General features: G+C 71.4%; 15 protein-coding genes and 1 tRNA gene. 8 read left to right on the forward strand and 8 right to left on the reverse strand.

All coding sequences use genetic code 11. The features are described from left to right. Nucleotides 1-297: 297 nt before the first annotated feature. Complete coding sequence (pyrE, locus tag KZ829_RS32015) at nt 298-825, reverse strand: orotate phosphoribosyltransferase (RefSeq protein WP_220147578.1); 528 nt, start codon at nt 823-825, stop codon at nt 298-300. Nucleotides 826-975: 150 nt separating this feature from the next. Here pyrE and KZ829_RS32020 point away from each other — a divergent pair, with 150 nt between their 5' ends. Continuing rightward, nucleotides 976-1,245 carry a hypothetical protein gene (locus KZ829_RS32020; RefSeq protein ID WP_183224301.1) on the forward strand — a complete coding sequence of 90 codons (270 nt, stop codon included), beginning with the start codon at nt 976-978 and terminating at the stop codon, nt 1,243-1,245. Nucleotides 1,246-1,356: 111 nt separating this feature from the next. On the opposite strand, the gene KZ829_RS32025 is transcribed toward KZ829_RS32020, so the two are convergent. Together KZ829_RS32025 and KZ829_RS32030 are read right to left on the reverse strand one after the other, a co-directional pair. Beyond that, nucleotides 1,357-1,433: transfer RNA gene (locus KZ829_RS32025), tRNA-Pro, on the reverse strand. Nucleotides 1,434-1,507: 74 nt separating this feature from the next. Beyond that, the gene (locus KZ829_RS32030; RefSeq protein ID WP_220147579.1) at nt 1,508-2,401 is read right to left on the reverse strand and encodes a metallophosphoesterase; all 894 of its coding nucleotides are present in this window, start codon (nt 2,399-2,401) and stop codon (nt 1,508-1,510) included. A 25-nt stretch (nt 2,402-2,426) separates the two neighbouring features. Here KZ829_RS32030 and KZ829_RS32035 point away from each other — a divergent pair, with 25 nt between their 5' ends. Next, nucleotides 2,427-2,879 carry a GatB/YqeY domain-containing protein gene (locus KZ829_RS32035; RefSeq protein WP_220147580.1) on the forward strand — a complete coding sequence of 151 codons (453 nt, stop codon included), beginning with the start codon at nt 2,427-2,429 and terminating at the stop codon, nt 2,877-2,879. Between the two features lie 53 nt (nt 2,880-2,932). On the opposite strand, the gene KZ829_RS32040 is transcribed toward KZ829_RS32035, so the two are convergent. After that, entirely contained in the window at nt 2,933-5,344 is a 2,412-nt protein-coding gene (locus tag KZ829_RS32040; protein ID WP_220147581.1) for a transglycosylase domain-containing protein, read from the reverse strand. 308 nt (nt 5,345-5,652) lie between these two features. On the opposite strand from KZ829_RS32040, the gene KZ829_RS32045 reads away from it, so the two are divergent. After that, on the forward strand, nt 5,653-5,955 hold the full coding sequence (locus KZ829_RS32045; protein ID WP_041832981.1) for a WhiB family transcriptional regulator: 303 nt from the start codon (nt 5,653-5,655) through the stop codon (nt 5,953-5,955). Here the strand turns inward: KZ829_RS32045 and bagB are convergent, their stop codons facing one another. From bagB to KZ829_RS32060, 3 genes are read right to left on the reverse strand one after another with little or no spacing between them, the layout of a single operon-like run. Further along, nucleotides 5,956-7,104: an ArsA family ATPase gene (bagB, locus tag KZ829_RS32050; protein ID WP_220147582.1), complete on the reverse strand. Its 1,149-nt coding sequence runs from the start codon at nt 7,102-7,104 to the stop codon at nt 5,956-5,958. Between the two features lie 37 nt (nt 7,105-7,141). Continuing rightward, on the reverse strand, nt 7,142-8,092 hold the full coding sequence (bagA, locus tag KZ829_RS32055) for an ATPase BagA (RefSeq protein ID WP_220147583.1): 951 nt from the start codon (nt 8,090-8,092) through the stop codon (nt 7,142-7,144). A gap of 23 nt (nt 8,093-8,115) precedes the next feature. Next, nucleotides 8,116-8,895: an Rv0361 family membrane protein gene (locus KZ829_RS32060; protein WP_220147584.1), complete on the reverse strand. Its 780-nt coding sequence runs from the start codon at nt 8,893-8,895 to the stop codon at nt 8,116-8,118. Between the two features lie 133 nt (nt 8,896-9,028). Here KZ829_RS32060 and sp36 point away from each other — a divergent pair, with 133 nt between their 5' ends. From sp36 to KZ829_RS32085, 5 genes are all read left to right on the forward strand, one after another. Then, a complete protein-coding gene (gene sp36 / locus KZ829_RS32065; RefSeq protein WP_093619400.1) occupies nt 9,029-9,184 on the forward strand; it encodes a Sp36 family protein in 156 nt (51 codons plus the stop codon). Nucleotides 9,185-9,269: 85 nt separating this feature from the next. Continuing rightward, on the forward strand, nt 9,270-9,731 hold the full coding sequence (locus tag KZ829_RS32070; protein ID WP_204297811.1) for a RidA family protein: 462 nt from the start codon (nt 9,270-9,272) through the stop codon (nt 9,729-9,731). A 95-nt stretch (nt 9,732-9,826) separates the two neighbouring features. Then, nucleotides 9,827-10,624: an MBL fold metallo-hydrolase gene (locus KZ829_RS32075; RefSeq protein ID WP_220147585.1), complete on the forward strand. Its 798-nt coding sequence runs from the start codon at nt 9,827-9,829 to the stop codon at nt 10,622-10,624. Next, on the forward strand, nt 10,621-14,196 hold the full coding sequence (locus tag KZ829_RS32080) for an AAA family ATPase (RefSeq protein ID WP_220147586.1): 3,576 nt from the start codon (nt 10,621-10,623) through the stop codon (nt 14,194-14,196). The genes KZ829_RS32075 and KZ829_RS32080 overlap by 4 nt, the downstream gene beginning before the upstream one ends. A gap of 31 nt (nt 14,197-14,227) precedes the next feature. After that, nucleotides 14,228-15,226 carry a serine/threonine-protein kinase gene (locus tag KZ829_RS32085; protein WP_220147587.1) on the forward strand — a complete coding sequence of 333 codons (999 nt, stop codon included), beginning with the start codon at nt 14,228-14,230 and terminating at the stop codon, nt 15,224-15,226. A 103-nt stretch (nt 15,227-15,329) separates the two neighbouring features. On the opposite strand, the gene KZ829_RS32090 is transcribed toward KZ829_RS32085, so the two are convergent. Next, nucleotides 15,330-15,947 carry a hypothetical protein gene (locus KZ829_RS32090; RefSeq protein WP_220147588.1) on the reverse strand — a complete coding sequence of 206 codons (618 nt, stop codon included), beginning with the start codon at nt 15,945-15,947 and terminating at the stop codon, nt 15,330-15,332. Nucleotides 15,948-16,010: the final 63 nt, after the last annotated feature.

Below are 16,010 nucleotides of genomic sequence, written 5' to 3' on the forward strand. Positions count from 1 at the left end.
CTGACGCCGGGACGTCCATCAAGCTTCAAGATTGGGACTGTCCGGGTAGCGGTTGATCTTGTCCAGCTGGTCGTCAGCGCTGTTTCGGCACCGTTGAGACAGCCCTCAGCGCCCTGGCCGGGCCTGCGGGAGCACCGATCTGAGCCCGGCGGGCGCGGCACAGGCTTGACCCGGCAGAGGCTCGCGGGGTGCTTCGGGGACTTTGCAGAACTCGTACAAGGAAAGGGTTTGAAGCGGAAGCCGCGCGCCTTGCTTGCCTTGTCGCGGGCCCTGACGAGCCCGCGACAGCGGCGATGATCAGGCAGCGGCGTCCAGGTCGGCTCGGGTGAGGAGGGCGCGGAGGGTGATGCCCTCGGCGGCCAGGGCCTGGGTGCCGCCCTCCTGACGGTCGATCACGCAGAGCGCGTGGTCGACGTGGGCGCCCAGCTTGCGCAGGTCGTTGGTGGAGAGGACGACCTGGCCGCCGGAGGTGACCACGTCCTCGACGATCAGGACGCGGCGGCCGGCCACCTCGGCGCCCTCGGCGAGGCGGGCGGTGCCGTACTGCTTGGCCTGCTTGCGGACGAAGGCGGTGGGCAGCTTCGCGTGCCGGGCCAGGGCGGTGACCACCGCGATGCCGCCCATCTCCAGGCCGGCGAGCACCTCGGTGCCCTCGGGGATCAGTACGGCGAGGCGCTCGGCGAGCCGGTCGAGCAGGACCGGGTCGGCCTCGAACTGGTACTTGTCGAAGTATTCGGTGGCGGTTCGGCCGGAGCGGAGGGTGAACTCGCCGGTGAGGCGGCTCACGGTGCGAACCTGGCGGGCGAGGTCGATGGAGTCTGTCACAAGGTCCCAGCTTGTCAGGCCGCTGATGGCGGGTGGACGTCGCCCCTCGCGGTCACCCGTTGGCGTACTCGATCACCGATCCGGCGCAACGTATGTCTGTTTAGTGTAGCTTTCGCCTGATTACTGGCTCGCGCCCGGAAGGATAGTTCTGTGACACCCTTCGCGATGCTCTTCCTGCTCGCCCTCGCCGGATCCTCGTGTTTCGCCCTCGGCCGCGCGCTGGGCCGGGGTGAGCGCTACGAGCGTGGTTACCGGGAGGGCTTCCGTGACGGCGAGACCGGCTCGCTCGCCCGCGCCACGCGGCTCATGCAGCTCTCCGATCGCCCGTCGATCGCCCCGGTGGTGGAGTCGATGATCGGGCCCTACGCCGTCCCCCAGCAGATGGCCCTGCGCACGGTCGGACCGCAGCTGGCCCTCTGAGAACCACCGGCCGGGCTCTTCGTCGAGGGCCCGGCGTCAATGAACAGCCCCCGGAAACGGATCAGGGCCGGTTCCCCGTTTCCGGAGACCGGCCCTCACCTGCTGCAACCATGGTCGGGGTGGCGGGATTTGAACCCACGGCCTCTTCGTCCCGAACGAAGCGCGCTACCAAGCTGCGCCACACCCCGTCGCTGCGAGATAAATACTAGCGGAGGCTTCGGGGGGTTCTTCAACCGGTATCCCTAAAACGGAAAACCGCAGGTCAGCGCGGGATCAGGGTGAGCAGCGAGGCCTCCGGACGGCAGGCGAAGCGGATCGGTGCGGTGGGGTGGGTGCCCAGTCCGGCCGAGACGTGCAGGAAGGCGTCCGACCCCGGCCAGCGGTGCAGGCCCTTGGCCATCGAGGTGGGCAGGTCGCAGTTGGTGGTGAGCGCTCCGTAGCCCGGCACGCAGACCTGGCCGCCGTGCGTGTGACCGGCGAGCAGGAGGGCGAACCCGTCGGCGGCCATCCCGTCCAGCACCCGCTTGGCCGGGGTGTGGGTGACGCCGAGGTGCAGGTCGGCGCCGTTGCTGATCGGGCCGGCAACCGAGGGGTAGTCGTCGCGTTCGATGTGCGGATCGTCGACGCCGGCCATCTCGATCGAGCGGCCACCGGCCTTCACGACGGTTCGGGCGTTGTTGAGGTCGGCCCAGCCGGCGTCCACGAAGCAGGCGCGCAGGTCCTCGGCCGGCAGGTCGACGCCCTGCACGTACTCCCGGTCGGGCATCAGGTACTGGAGCGGGTTCTTCCAGACCGGGCCGCGGTAGTCGTTGGAGCCGAATACGAACGCGCCGGGCAGGCCGAGCAGCGGGTCGAGGGCGCGCAGCACGCCGGGGATCGCGCCCGGGTCGGCCATGTTGTCGCCGGTGACCACCACCAGGTCCGGGTCGGCGCCGGCCAGCGCGGCCACCCACTCCTGCTTGCGCCGCTGGCCGGGCATCATGTGCAGGTCGCTCAGGTGCAGGATGCGCAGCGGCTCGGCGTCGGGCTCCAGCACCGGTACGTCGAAGCGCCGGAGCGTGAACATGTTCCGCTCGACGAGTGCGGCATAGGCGAGCGTCGCGCCGCCCAGTGCGGTGAGAGTGGCGGCGGCCGAAATAAGGGAGCGCTTACGCATGCCCGCAAGGGTAGTTTCTCCGTCCATGGGAACGTTGAAAGACCGCCTGAACGATGACCTGCACGCCGCCATGAAGTCCCGGGACGACCTGATCACGTCGACGCTGCGGATGGCCCTGGCCGCGGTCCGGACCGCCGAGGTCGCCGGGAAGGAGGCCCGCGAGCTCACCGACGCCGAGGTGCTGGCGGTGCTGACCAAGGAGGCGAAGAAGCGCCGGGAGGCGGCCACCGCCTTCGCCGACGCGGGCCGGACCGACCAGGCGGCCAAGGAGACGGCCGAGGGCGAGGTGCTCGACCGCTACCTGCCGAAGCAGCTCACCGACGCGGAGATCGCCGACCTGGTGACCCGGGTGCTGGCCGAGGGCGGCTTCACCGGCAAGGCCCAGCTGGGCCAGGCCATGAAGGCGGCTCAGGCGGCCGTGGCGGGGCGCGCGGAGGGCGGCCGGGTGGCGGCCGAGGTGCGGCGCCAGCTCGTCTGAGAGGCAAAGAGAACGGGCGGGAGAGTGACTCTCCCGCCCGTTCGCTGTCCGCGCTAGTTACGTCTCGGCGGTGTGCTGGGGTTCTGGCCGGGAACCGGCGGCTCCTCTTCCTTCTTCCCGTTGCTGATCTCGAGGACCACCGCGCCGTTCTTGATCGTGCGGCCGGACGGGTTGGTGCCCGCCACGGTGCCCTTCGGGCACTCCGAGTCGACCTCGGAGCCCACCGAGACGTGGAAGCCGGCGTCCTCCAGGCGGTTGCGCGCCGAGGAGACCGAGTCACACTTCACGTCCGGGATCGAGCGCTGCTCGCCGTACGCGATCTTGGTGCTGCCCGGCTTCTTGAACTGCACCTTCTCCTTGCCCTCCATGTACTCCTTGACGGTGTACTGGACGGCCGGGTTGATGATGTCGTGGTCCATCTGGTCCCGGTGGTCCGGGTAGTCCGGGTTGGCCATGTAACCCGCGACGACGATCTTCGTGGTGCCCACGATCAGCGAGGCGGTCTTGGACGCGTCGGTGGTGCCGGACTTGCCGAAGACCGGGTGCCCCACGATGCCGCGGGTGGGGCCGGCGGTCGCCCCGCCGCAGGAGCCGAGCTGGGCCGAGTCGCCGACCGGGCAGCGTGCCGCGTCCAGGGCGGCCCGGGCCACGTCCTTCGGGGTGGCCTGGATGCAGTGCGGCTTGCCGACGTCGATCTTCTCGCCGTCCTGCGTGGTGATCTGCTCGACCGGGGTCGGCTGGCAGTACTTGCCGTCACCGGCGAGGGTCGCGTACGCGTTCGCCATGTCGAGCGGGGTCGAGGCGGAGACGCCGAGGGAGAACGCGCCCCAGTTGCGGGCCGACTCGGGGTCGTTGGCGTACTTGGCGTCCGGGTCCGGCACGCGGAACTGGACGCCGAAGCGCTTGGCGACCGCGACCACCTTGTCGGCGCCGACCCGCTCCTGGAGCGGGATGAAGTACGTGTTGATCGACTTCGCGAAGGCGGACCACATGGTGTAGACGCCCTCACCGCCGCCGCCCGCGTTCTTCGGGCAGTAGTAGCCACCGCACGAGGCCGGGCCGGGGCCGACGGGATACCCGGACTTGTAGACCTTCTCCGCCTTGATCGTGTAGCCGAGCGGGTAGCCCGACTCCAGCGCCGCGATGATCGGGAAGATCTTGAACACCGAGCCGGCCTGGTAGCCGGTGATGTCGCCACCACCGCTGAGCAGCGGGTTCGTCGTGTACGGGTGGGTGCCGCGGATGCCCTTGGTGCGCTTCTTCGGGTCCGAGGACTTCTCGTTCTGCGGGTTGTCCGGGTCGTCGAGCTTGTACTTGCGGTTGGTCGCGAGCAGGCGCACCTTGCCGGTGCCGGGCTCGATGCCGGCCAGCAGCAGGGCGTTCTGGCTCTTGTCGGACTGCCGCTCGGAGATCTCCCGGCGGGCGCCGGCCTCACCCTTGAGGTCCATCGTGGTGACGACCCGGTAGCCACCGCTCTTGAGGCGACGGTCCCGGTCGTACGTGGTGGCGCCGAACGCCTCCTGGCTCAGCCACCAGCGGTGGAAGTAGTCGCAGAAGAAGCCCCAGTGGTTCTTCGCCACCGAGACGCAGCCGCTGCCCACCTGGCGGACCTTGGTGGGGACCTTGGCCTTCTTCGACTCGTCGGCCTGGGCCTGGGTGATGGCGCCCATCTCGACCATGGCCGGGACGATGTAGTTGTCGCGGCGCGCGGTGATCTGCTCGTTGCCGCTCGGCGTGGTCGGGTTGAACGCGCTCGGCGCCTTCACCATGCCGGCGAGCATGCCGGATTCGGCGACGGTCAGGTCCTTGGGCTTCTTGTTGAAGTAGACCTGGCTGGCGGCGTAGACCCCGTACGCCTGGTTGCCGAAGGGCGCGATGTTGAGGTAGCGCTCCAGGATCTGGTCCTTGGTGAGCTGCTTCTCGATCTGCAGCGCGTACTTCATCTCGGTGACCTTGCGCTTCGGGCTGTCCTCCGTCGCGTCGATCACCTCCTGCGGCTTGGTGGCCGAGTAGGCCAGCGACATCCGCACGTACTGCATGGTGAGCGTGGAGGCGCCCTGCTGCGAGCCGCCCTGGTTGTTGCTCACGAACGCGCGGGCGATGCCCTTGAGGTCGACGCCGTTGTGCTCGTAGAACTTGCGGTCCTCGGCGGCCAGGATCGCGGCCTGCATGTGCTTCGAGATGTCCTTCAGCGGCACGTCGCTGCGGAACTCGTCGTAGAACACGGCGATCTGGGTCTTGCCGTCGGACGCGTACACCCGAGTGATCTGCGGTGAGCTGAACTCTTTGAGTTCACTCGGCAGGTTCGCGAACGTCTGACCGCCCGCCTTGGCCGCGAGGCCGGTCATCGCGGCGGCCGGGAACGCCGCCGCCGCCACGACCACGCCGGCCAACAGGCCGCATATCAGCAGCGAGGTCGCGTTCGTGAAGATGTTGTGATCGCGTCTGCGAAACCAGGAGGACACGCGAGCAGGGTACGCGAACAACGCACGCGCGTGCCCCCCGAGAGAGCCACCCTCGCCCGATACGAGTGTGGTCCGTCACCCCTGTCGGCGGAGCGATTTTCCACATCTGCACCAAAGATACCCCCGTTCGGCTCGGGTAACTCAGCCGAGATGCCCGGAACTACCGGCCTATACGTATTTGAGGGACAACGTTGCGTAATCACCCAACTACAGAGCATGATGGTGCGGCGAGACACGGACGCCGGACCGGCATGGGGGAACAGGGAGCCGCCGGCGTCAGGGGGTGACAGCAAGGGGGGACGTTTACCGTGGGGATGATCAGCGACTGGCCCAGCATGGCGGCGTGTCAGAGTGGCGACCCTGACGCGTTGTTCGTGCAGGGCGCCGAGCAGAACGTGGCGAAAAGGATTTGCCGCAGCTGCCCGGTCCGCTACGAGTGCCTCGCCGACGCCCTGGACAACCGCATCGAGTTCGGCGTCTGGGGAGGCATGACGGAACGGGAGCGGCGGGCTCTGCTCCGCCGGCACCCGCATGTGGCGAGCTGGCGGAAGATGTTCGAGGCCGCACTGCGGGAGAAGGGCGCCGACAAGGTGCTCGTCTCCACCCGCTGATCAGGAGAGTGCGAGTAGAGCTCCGATCGTTCGCAGCCCGTCGACGTCGTGGACGTCGGCGGGTTGCGCCGCGACCGAGGCCGCCGGCACCGACGGGAAGGACTCGGTGAACCCGGCCGCCACCGCGGCCTCCCGCTCCGCCTGCCGCAGCAGCGCGGCGTGGATCCGCAGCACGTCCGCGGTGACCGCGTTGTCGCCGGTCTCCTCCAGCCGCTCGGCCGCGGCCTCGCTCGCCTCGGCGGTCAGCCCGCCCGGCTCGGTGGTGTGCATCCGGTTGAGCACCAGGCCGCCGAGCGGCATCCGCTCGGCGACCAGCCGCTCGGCGAAGTAGGCGGCCTCCCGGATCGCGTCCCGCTCCGGAGCCGCGACCAGCAGGAACGCGGTCTGCGGGTCCTGGAGGATCTGGTACGTCTGGTCGGCCCGCTGCCGGAACCCGCCGAACATCGAGTCCAGGGCCGCCACGAAACCGGACAGGTCGGTGAGCAGCTGGGCGCCGAGGATCTTCTGCACGGCCCGGGAGAACAGCCCGAACGAGGCGGTGACCAGGCTGAACATGCTCCGGCCGCCGGATCGCGCCGGGGCCAGCAGCAGCCGCAGCATCCGGCCGTCGAGGAAGCGGGACAGCCGGGCCGGCGCGTCCAGGAAGTCCAGGGCGGACCGGGACGGCGGCGTGTCAACCACGATCAGGTCCCACTCCTCACCGGCCCGCAGCTGGCCCAGCTTCTCCATCGCCATGTACTCCTGCGTGCCGGCGAAGGTCGAGCTCATGGCCTGGTAGAACGGGTTCGCGAAGATCTCGGCGGCGCGTTTCGGCGAGGTGTGCTGCTCGACCACCTCGTCGAAGGTGCGCTTCATGTCCAGCATCATGGCGTGCAGCTCACCGCCGCTGCGCTCCACGTCGATGCCCTTGACCTGGCGGGGTGTGTTGTCCAGCTCGGTCAGGCCCATCGACTGGGCGAGCCGGCGGGCCGGGTCGATGGTGAGCACCACCGTGCGGCGCCCGTGCATCTCCGCCGCGCGCAATCCGAGCGCGGCGGCCGTCGTGGTCTTCCCCACACCGCCGGCCCCGCAGCAGACCACGATGCGGATGGCCGGATCGGCCAGGAGACCGTCGATGTCGAGCCGTGGAGCGCTCAAATCAGCCACCATTTCAGGGTAGTGCGTCTTGATCGGACGTTCTCCTCGATCAAGCTCGCATGAGGAGTGCGGCCAGCTCGTCGAGAGCCGGGCGGTCGACCCCGTCCGGCAGCAGCGGCAGTTCGACCATCGGCCGGTTCAGCTCGGTCAACTCCATCCGCAGAGACTCCTCCAGCTCCCGCCGGGTCAGGTGGGCCTGTGCCTCGGCGGTGAGCTGACTCACCATCGCCGGCGGCGCGGGCAGCCCGGCCGCGCTCAGCCCCCGCTTGATCTCGGCCTTGGTGACCTTCCCCTCGGCCAGCAGCGCCTGCCTCGCCCCGTTCACCACCACCCGGCCGACCGGGATGTGCAGGGCGGACAGTTCGGTGATCGCGTCCAGCGTCTCCTGGACCGGCATCTCCTCGAGCAGCGTGACCACGTGCACGGCGGTCATCGGCGAGCGCAGCAGCGACGCCACGCTCTCGCTCTGGGTCTTGATCGGACCGACCTTGACCAGCCGGGCGGTCTCCTCGGTGACGTTGAGGAACCGGCCCACCCGTCCGGTGGGCGGGGCGTCCAGGACCACCGCGTCGTAGAACCGGCGGCCGTCCTGCGACCGGGTGGTGGCCTCCTTCACCTTCCCGGTGAGCAGCACGTCCCGCAGCCCGGGGGCGATGGTGGTGGCGAAGTCGATGGCGCCGACCTTGCGCAGGGCCCGCCCGGCCGCGCCGAGCTTGTAGAACATGTCCAGGTACTCGAGGAGGGCCTCCTCGGCGTCCACCGCCAGCGCCCGCACCTCGCCGCCGCCGGAGGTGGTCGCGACCCGGCGTTCCGAGTACGGCAGCGGGTCCAGCCCGAACAGCTGGGCGATGCCCTGCCTGCCCTCCACCTCGACGAGCAGGGTGCGGCGGCCGCCGGCGGCCAGACCCAGCGCCAGCGCGGCGGCCACCGTGCTCTTGCCGGTGCCGCCCTTGCCGGTCACCACGTGCAGCCGCTCCGGCCAGTTGCGGTGTTCACCCATGCACCCAACGGTACGGCCACCTGTCAGCCGGACACCTCGCACACCAGCCAGCCGGCCTTGCGGATCACAGTGAACCGGAGGTCCTGAGCGGCGGACCGCTCATCCTCGGTCGACATCACGACCTGTACGTCCACCAGCGCCCGTTTGTCGTCCCGGTCCGCGACGTCCGGCTCGTTCCAGCGGAACGCCGGGCCCGGGTAGGCGGCCGCGTACGAGCTGATCTGCTTGATCCGGGTGGCGAGTTTCGCCTCGTCCTGTGACTTGCGGCAGACCAGGTCCTCCGCGGCGTTCGCGTCCTGCTGGGTGAAGACCGCGGTGAGGAACTGGTCGACCGCGGTGGCGGGATCCGGCGCGCCCGGGTTGCCGGCGTCCCGGAGCAGGTAGTACGCGGAGACCGCGCCGCCGCCGCAGAGCGCCAGGGTGGCCACGAAGGCGATCGAGAGGAACACCGTGGGGCGCCGCCGGTCGGTCACCGGGGGCAGATGGGCGGTCGGCGGGTCCAGCCAGATCGGCTCGGGCGGGGGCTGGATCTCGGCGGGGGGCGAGTGCTCGTACGCCAGATAGGGCGGCGGCTGGTGCTGCCACTCACCAGGCTTCTCGTGCCGGGCGTGCCACGGGCCCGCCGGGGGCGGCTGCTGCCACCCCGGCACCGCCGGATGCTCGGCGGTGTCGTGGTCGGCCGTGTGCGGCGGCTCCGGCACCGGGATCGGCTCCTCCGGCGGGATCGGCATCGGCGGTTCCGGCTCGGGGGTGGGTGGTGGCTCCGGGTGCCCGCCCGGCCCGTCCCAGGGGTCCTGCGTCATGTCATCCTCCGCTCATCGCTCTTCGTGATGGCATGTGTTCAATCCGTGACACAGTCCCGCTCAGCCTAGCCAACCCGCTGGTCGTCCGCGCCCTAAGCTGTGCGCGTATCCGACGTAAGGGAGAGCGCAAGCCATGCAGAAGTGGGAGTACGTGACCGTGCCCCTGCTGGTCCACGCGACCAAGCAGATCCTCGACAACTGGGGCGAGGACGGCTGGGAGCTCGTCCAGGTCGTTCCGGGGCCGAACCCCGAGCAACTGGTCGCCTATCTGAAGCGGCCGAAGTCATGACCGACTGCACCGAGCGGCACCTCGCCGCGCCCGCCCGCCGCGCCGCAGGCGAGGGCCGGGAGGGCATGACCAGGAAGGCGCAGTCGTGACCACGCCGGCGCACGCCCGCCTCGCCGAACTCGGCCTGACGCTGCCGTCGGTGGCCGCGCCGGTGGCGTCGTACGTGCCCGCCGTGCAGTCCGGCAACCACGTCTACGTCTCCGGGCAACTGCCGTTCGTGGACGGCAAGCTGCCCCAGGTCGGCAAGGTCGGCGCCGAGGTCACCGTCGAGGAGGCGGCCGCACTGGCCCGGCTCTGCGCCCTCAACGCGCTCGCCGCCATCGACGCGCTGGTCGGCCTGGAGCGGGTCGTCAAGATCGTCAAGGTGGGCGGGTTCGTCGCGTCGGCGCCCGGCTTCACCGCCCAGCCGGCCGTGATCAACGGCGCCTCCGACCTGTTCGCCGCGGTTCTGGGTGAGCAGGGCCGGCACGCCCGCGCCGCCGTCGGCGTGGCCGAACTGCCGCTCGGCGCTCCTGTCGAGGTCGAGGTCATCGCCGAAGTGGCCTGATCTTGCGGTGATTCGGCCGTATTTGCTCACCGAAGGTGACCGGATCGGACATCGTGTCTCGGTCATCGTCGCCGGGCCGACGTACGATTCGGGTCATGCGGGGTGCTGCGCCCGAGTCGGCCGAGGTCGACCGGCTACCGGGTTGGGTGACGTTGCTGCGGGCGCCCAACCCGGGGCCGATGACGCTGGACGGCACCAACACGTGGATTCTGCGGGCGCCCGGCGCCGATGTCGCGGCCGTGGTCGACCCCGGCCCGCTCGACGAGGGGCACCTGCGGCGGATCGCCGAGTTCGGGCCGTTCCAGTTCATTCTGATCACACACGGTCATCACGATCACGTCGAGGGCGCGGACCGGTTGTCCGAACTGCTCGGCGGCACCGCGGTGCTGGCCGCCGACCCGGCGCACTGCCGTAACGCGGAGCCGTTGGACCCCTTCGAGTCCCTCGGCGGGAACGGTCTCGAAATACGCGTCGTCGACACTCCAGGGCACACGAGTGATTCGGTGTCCTTTCTCGTCGAGTGTGGGGACGACCGCGCGATGTTCACCGGCGACACCATCCTCGGGCGTGGCACCACGGTGGTGGCCCAGCCCGACGGTGACCTCGGGGCGTACCTGGACAGTCTGGAACTGCTCAGCGCGTACCCCGAGGTCCTGATGCTGCCCGGCCACGGCCCGGCCCGCGCCGACACCGCCGAGCGTGCCCGTTTCTATCTGGACCACCGCCGGGAGCGCCTGGCGCAGGTGGCGGCCGCGATGGCGGCGGGGGCGGAGACGCCCGCGGCCGTGGTCGACCTGGTCTATCCGGACATCGACCCGGGCGTGCGCTTCGCGGCCGAGTGGTCGGCCGCCGCGCAGCTCGACCATCTGCGCCGGAAACGGATGACGCCGTGACCTGCCCGGTGTGCGGGACCGTTCCCGTCCCCGGCGCCCGTTTCTGTCATCACTGCGGCGCCGCGCTCCCGGTGGCCGCGCAGCTGCCGGCGGCCGAGCGGCGCATCGTCACCGTGCTCTTCGGTGACCTCTCCGACTTCACCTCGTTCTCCGAGGACCTCGATCCGGAACGCGTCGGCGCGGTCACCGACCGGGTGCTGGCCGCCCTGGCCGGCGCCGTGAAGACGTTCGGCGGCCACGTCGACAAGCTCACCGGCGACGGGATCATGGCGGTCTTCGGCGCCCCGGTGGCCCATGAGGACGACGCCGAGCGGGCCGTCCGGGCCGCGCTCAGCATGCAGCGCGCGGTCCGCCGGGTGCTCGACGACGAGCGCGGCGGCGGCGCCCCGCTCGGCCTGCGGATCGGGCTGAACACCGGCGAGGTGGTCGCCGGCATGCAGGCCGGCATCGAATACACGGTGATCGGCGACACGGTGAACACCGCGGCCCGGCTCGCCGACGCCGCCACCATCGGCGGGGTCTACGCCGGTGAGCGGACCAGCGGCGGCACCCGGCACGTCGCCTCCTGGCGGCAGTTGCGGCCGCTGCGGCTCAAGGGCAAGCGGGAGCCGGTCCCGACGTACGAGCTGCTCGGCCTGCACGACGCCCCGGGCACCCGTTCCGGGCTGGGCGACGAGGCGCCGTTCGTGGGCCGCGAGGCCGAGCTGGGCCGGGTCTCCGGCCGGCTGTCCGAGGCGATCGACACCGGAACCCCGCGGATCCTGGTGATGACCGCCGAGGCGGGCATCGGCAAGTCCCGGTTCGCCGGGGAGGTCAAGCGCCTGGCCTCCGGATACCCCGGGCACGGCGCCCGGGTGCTGCGGGTCCGCTGCCGGGCGTACGGTGAGCGCCGCCGCTACGCGCCGCTGGCCGACCTGGTGCGCAAGACGGCCGGCCTGCCCAAGGACGCGGCCACCACGGTCGCCCGTACGGTCGTGGAGGAACGCCTCCGCAAGCTCGCCGGCCGGCTCGGCGTGACGCTCGACATCGACCGGCTGCTGGTGCTGCTGGGTTACGGCGAGGCGCCGGACCGTCCGGTCGGCCCGACCGCCCCCGCCGACCGCCCGGCCGCCCGGGGGATCGACGCCGAGGCGATCTCGGTGGCGGTCAGCGGCCTGCTCAACGCGCTCGCCGCCGAGGAGCCGCTGGTGGTGATCGTCGACGACCTGCACGACGCCACCGCCACCACGCTCGACGCGATCGGCCTCACCCTCAACCGGCTGGACGGCCCGGTGGTGGCGTTGCTGCTCGGCCGGCCCGAGCTGGTCCGTGCCGCGGGCGCCATGACCCGGCTCGCCGACGCCGAGGTGCACGCCCTGCCCCCACTGCGCGGCGCCGACGCGTCCCGGCTGCTCACGTCCTATCTGGGCGGTGGCAAGCTCTCCCCGGCGGACAGCGACCGGTTGCTCGCCACCGCCCAGGGCAATCCGTTCTACCTGGCCGAGATGGTCACCCTGCTGATGGAGCGGGGCGCGCTCACCCCGGCGATCGGCGCCAACGCGGCCGGCCGGTGGGAGCTGGCCGCCGGCTCGCTCGGCAGCCGGCTGCTCTCCCGGGACCTGGCCGCCGTCCTGGCCGCCCGCATCGACGCCCTCGCCGTCGAGCCCCGGTCGGTGCTGCGCGACGCCTCGGTCGCCGGGACCACCGTGCCGAGCGGGGTCCTGGAGGCGCTCCAGGACCGGCGTGCGGCCACCGACGGCGTCGAGCTGGAGCGGGCCGTCGACGAGCTGCTGCAACGCCGCATGCTGCACCGGTCGCGGGGTGGCTACCAGTTCACCACCCCGCTCATGCGCGAGGCGGCGTACGCGGGAATCGGCAAGGGCGACCTGGCCGAGCGGCACGCGTACCTGGCGACGTGGGCGGCGCCGGAGAGTGTGCACCGGCCCGGCCACGACGGCGCGGTCCGGCTCAACCTGTCCGACGGCGAGCGCGACGCGTTCATCGCCACCCACGCCGAGCACGCCGTCGAACTGGCCGACGCGGTCCGGCTGCGCCCCGACGCGGCCGCCCGGGAGGTGGCCCCGCTGGGCGTCGAGGCGCTCGGCCGGATGGCCCGGCGCGCGCTGGCCGACATCGAGCCGGCCGCCGCCCTGGAGTACGGCGAACGCGCCGCCGCCCTGGCCAAGGGTGACCTGCCGCTGCCCGACCAGCTGGTGCAGGCCCGTGCGCTGCTGCGGCTGAACCGGGCCGAGGAGGCGCTCGCCCAGGGCGAGAAGATCGCGGTGAGCGCCGCCGGGGAGCCGGTCTGGCGGGCCGAGGCGATGATCGTGGTCGGCCGGGCGTACGAGGCCCTCGGTGACACCGCCCGGGCCGTCGCCGCCTGGCAGGAGGCGCTCGACGTGGCCACCGAGGCGCAGCTGCTGCCGGAGCGGGCCAACGCGATGCGCCGGCTCGGCATGGCGGACTTCCTGAACGGCCGGCTCAGCCAGGCGAGCAGCCGGTTCGCGGCGGCGTACCAGGTGACGCTCGCGGCCGGGGACCGGCACGGGCAGGCCTGGGCGTTGCAGAGCCTGGCCTGGGTGACCACCACCCGGGGCGACTTCGCCGGCACCGACGCGGTGCTGGGCCGGGCCGCGCGGCTCTTCGCCGAGCTCGGCGACCCGGTCGGGCGGGCCTGGCTGCGCGGCACCACGGCGTTCGCCCGGCTGCTGGCCGGCCGGTTGCAGGAGGCGCGGCGGCTGGCCCGGCTGTTCCTGCCGTTCGGCGGCCGGGTCGGTGAGGGCTGGGCGGTCGGCACGCTGCGCGTGGTCGAGGCGTACGCGGCCGCCGAACTCGGCGATCTCGGTGCGGCCGACGGGCAGGCGCGGCGGGCGTACCGGGAGTTCCTCGAGGTCTCCGACGACTGGGGCTGCGGCCTGGCGCTCGTGGTCCGCGGCGCCGTCGCCCGCGGGCTGAACGAGCCGGAGCACGCCAACGACCTGCTCACCGACGCTCTGGGCTACGCCGACAGGACCGGGCACCCGCTGCTGCTCGGCATGGCCGGGACACTGCGCGGGTTCGTCGCCCTGCAACGTGGCGACCTGGAGACCGCCGAGGCCGACGCGCGCCGGGTGATGGTCGCCGTCGAGCCGCACAACCCGCTCGCCCCGGCGCAGGTCGGGCCGCGGGTGCTGTTGGCCGAGGCGCGGAACCGGGCCGGGGACGCGGCGACCGCGATCGGGCTGCTGGCGCCGATCGCCAGTGACACGTCGGCGCCGTCGCTGCTGTTCTCCCGGCGGCACGCGCTCGCGTCGTACGCCTCCGCCCTGCTCGCCGACGGCCGGGTGGACACCGCGCTGACCTGGATCGAGCGGGCCGCCGCGGCGCCCGCCGAGGACGTCCGCAGCGGCGTCATCGCCTCGATGGTCCGGGCCCGGGTGCTGGCCGCCGCGGGCCGGTGCGAGGAGGCGCGGGCGGCGGCCGGGGAGGCGGTCCGATTGGCATACTCGACCGAGCAGGCGAGCGAGCGCGCGGCCGCTGAAGAACTACGCGAAACGCTCTCTTCGACCATCGTCGAGGAAACTGTCGCCTACGCGTCTGACGTGCCCGGATGATCTCCGTGGCGGCTGGCGTATTTTCTATTCCGTGACGGAGACCCCGCCCGGTGCCCTGCCGGTGCCATACGTGCCCGGCATGTCCGGCTTGTCGGTCATGGCCCGTGGCGGTTATGCCACTGTGTACCGGGCCACCCAGGACTCCGTCGGCCGCGACGTCGCCATCAAGGTGGAGAACCGGACCCTCGACAGTGCCCGTGACCAGGCCCGCTTCCTACGTGAGGCGCGTGCGGCCGGCCGCATGTCGTCGCACCCGCACGTGGTCGACCTCTTCGACGTCGGGGTCACGGTCGACCAGCACCCGTACCTGATCATGGAGCTCTGCGACGGGTCGTACCTCGACCGGATGCGCGTCTCCCCGCTCGACGCCACCGAGGCCCGCGACGTCGGCATCAAGATCGCCGATGCGCTGGTGCACTCGCACGCCAACGGCGTCCTGCACCGCGACGTGAAACCGGCCAACATCCTCTACTCGGAGTTCAACGCGGCCGTCCTCGCCGACTTCGGCCTGGCCGTGCTCGGCGAGATGCGCGATTCAGCGGTCACCCTCGAGGTGCTCACCCCGGCCTACGCCCCGCCGGAGATGTTCCGCCACGACAATCCGTCCGGCGCCGCCGACGTCTACGCGCTCTGCGCCAGCCTCTACGCGGTGATGAGCGGCCGGCCACCGCGCTGGGAGTCCAACCGCAGCCCCAGCATCCTCACCCTGATGGACCTGTTCCACCAGCCCATCCCCGATCTGCCCGGGGTGCCGCGGGCGCTCGTCAACGTGCTCCGCTTCGGCATGGACAACGACCCGTCCGCCCGGCCCACCGCGGAGCAGTTGCGCGACCTGCTCAGCAACCTGCACCTGGACCCGAGCGTTCCGCAGCCGCCGCCGGCCGTCTACCGCCCGGCCGCGGTCAACAACGTGCCGCCGCCGCGTCCGCGCCCGGTCCCGCCGAGCACCCCCACTCTGGACGAAACCCCCACGGTCCATAACAATCCGGCTCGCAAGGGTTTCTTCAGCAAGTGGTTCCTCGGCAACTGAAGACCCATTTCCCGTACGGGTCGGGAAAGGCTCTCGGAGTTCCCCGCGAGCCTCTGCCGGGTCGGGCCTTTGCCGCGCCCGCCGGGCTGAGCTGCCACGAGACCTACTCGTAGCACTCCTGGAAGGTCAGCTGGAGCGTCAGCGAGGCGACCTTCCGGCTGTTGTCGTCCATCTGAATCCGGTAGGCGACCTGGCGGTTTCCGGGCGCCTTGACCATCACCCGGCCGGTGTCCTCCAGAAGACTGTCGTCGACGGCTTTCGGATAGGCGCGGCGGACGTCGTCGAGCGTGCTGCCGACCTTGATGCCCTCCGGCGTGGCGACGCCGTTCGGGGCGGGGATGACGGCGAGGCCATCGCTCGCCTGGTACCAGACCCAGCCACTCTCCGACTGGGAGCCCTTCAGGCGGAACTCGGGAACGCAGCCTTCGTTCACCTCCTGCCACTCCGCGAGCACGGCGGCGGACTGCTTGACGATCTTCCCCGTCGCGAGGGCCTCGGTGCGGGTCATCCCCAGCTCGAGAGTGCCCAGCCCGTCCGGCCCGAGGACCAGCGACGCGGCGTTCGGCTCCGACGCCGAGGTGTCGGCGGCCGTGGTGGGCACCGCCGCGCCGACCGGGGCCGCGACGCCACCGACCTGCTCCGGGCTCGCCGCGCATCCGGTGACGGCGAAGGTGAGGCCGAGGATCGCGCCCAGGAGAGGAATCGTGCGCCGCATCGTCATCGCTTCTTTCTTCACATGCTCTGCCGCCTGTCATGAAGTGCGATGCGCCGATGTGACAGTTGG

Origin of the sequence: Actinoplanes hulinensis, assembly GCF_019429605.1 — a bacterium.
Taxonomy (GTDB): Bacteria; Actinomycetota; Actinomycetes; order Mycobacteriales; family Micromonosporaceae; genus Actinoplanes; species Actinoplanes campanulatus.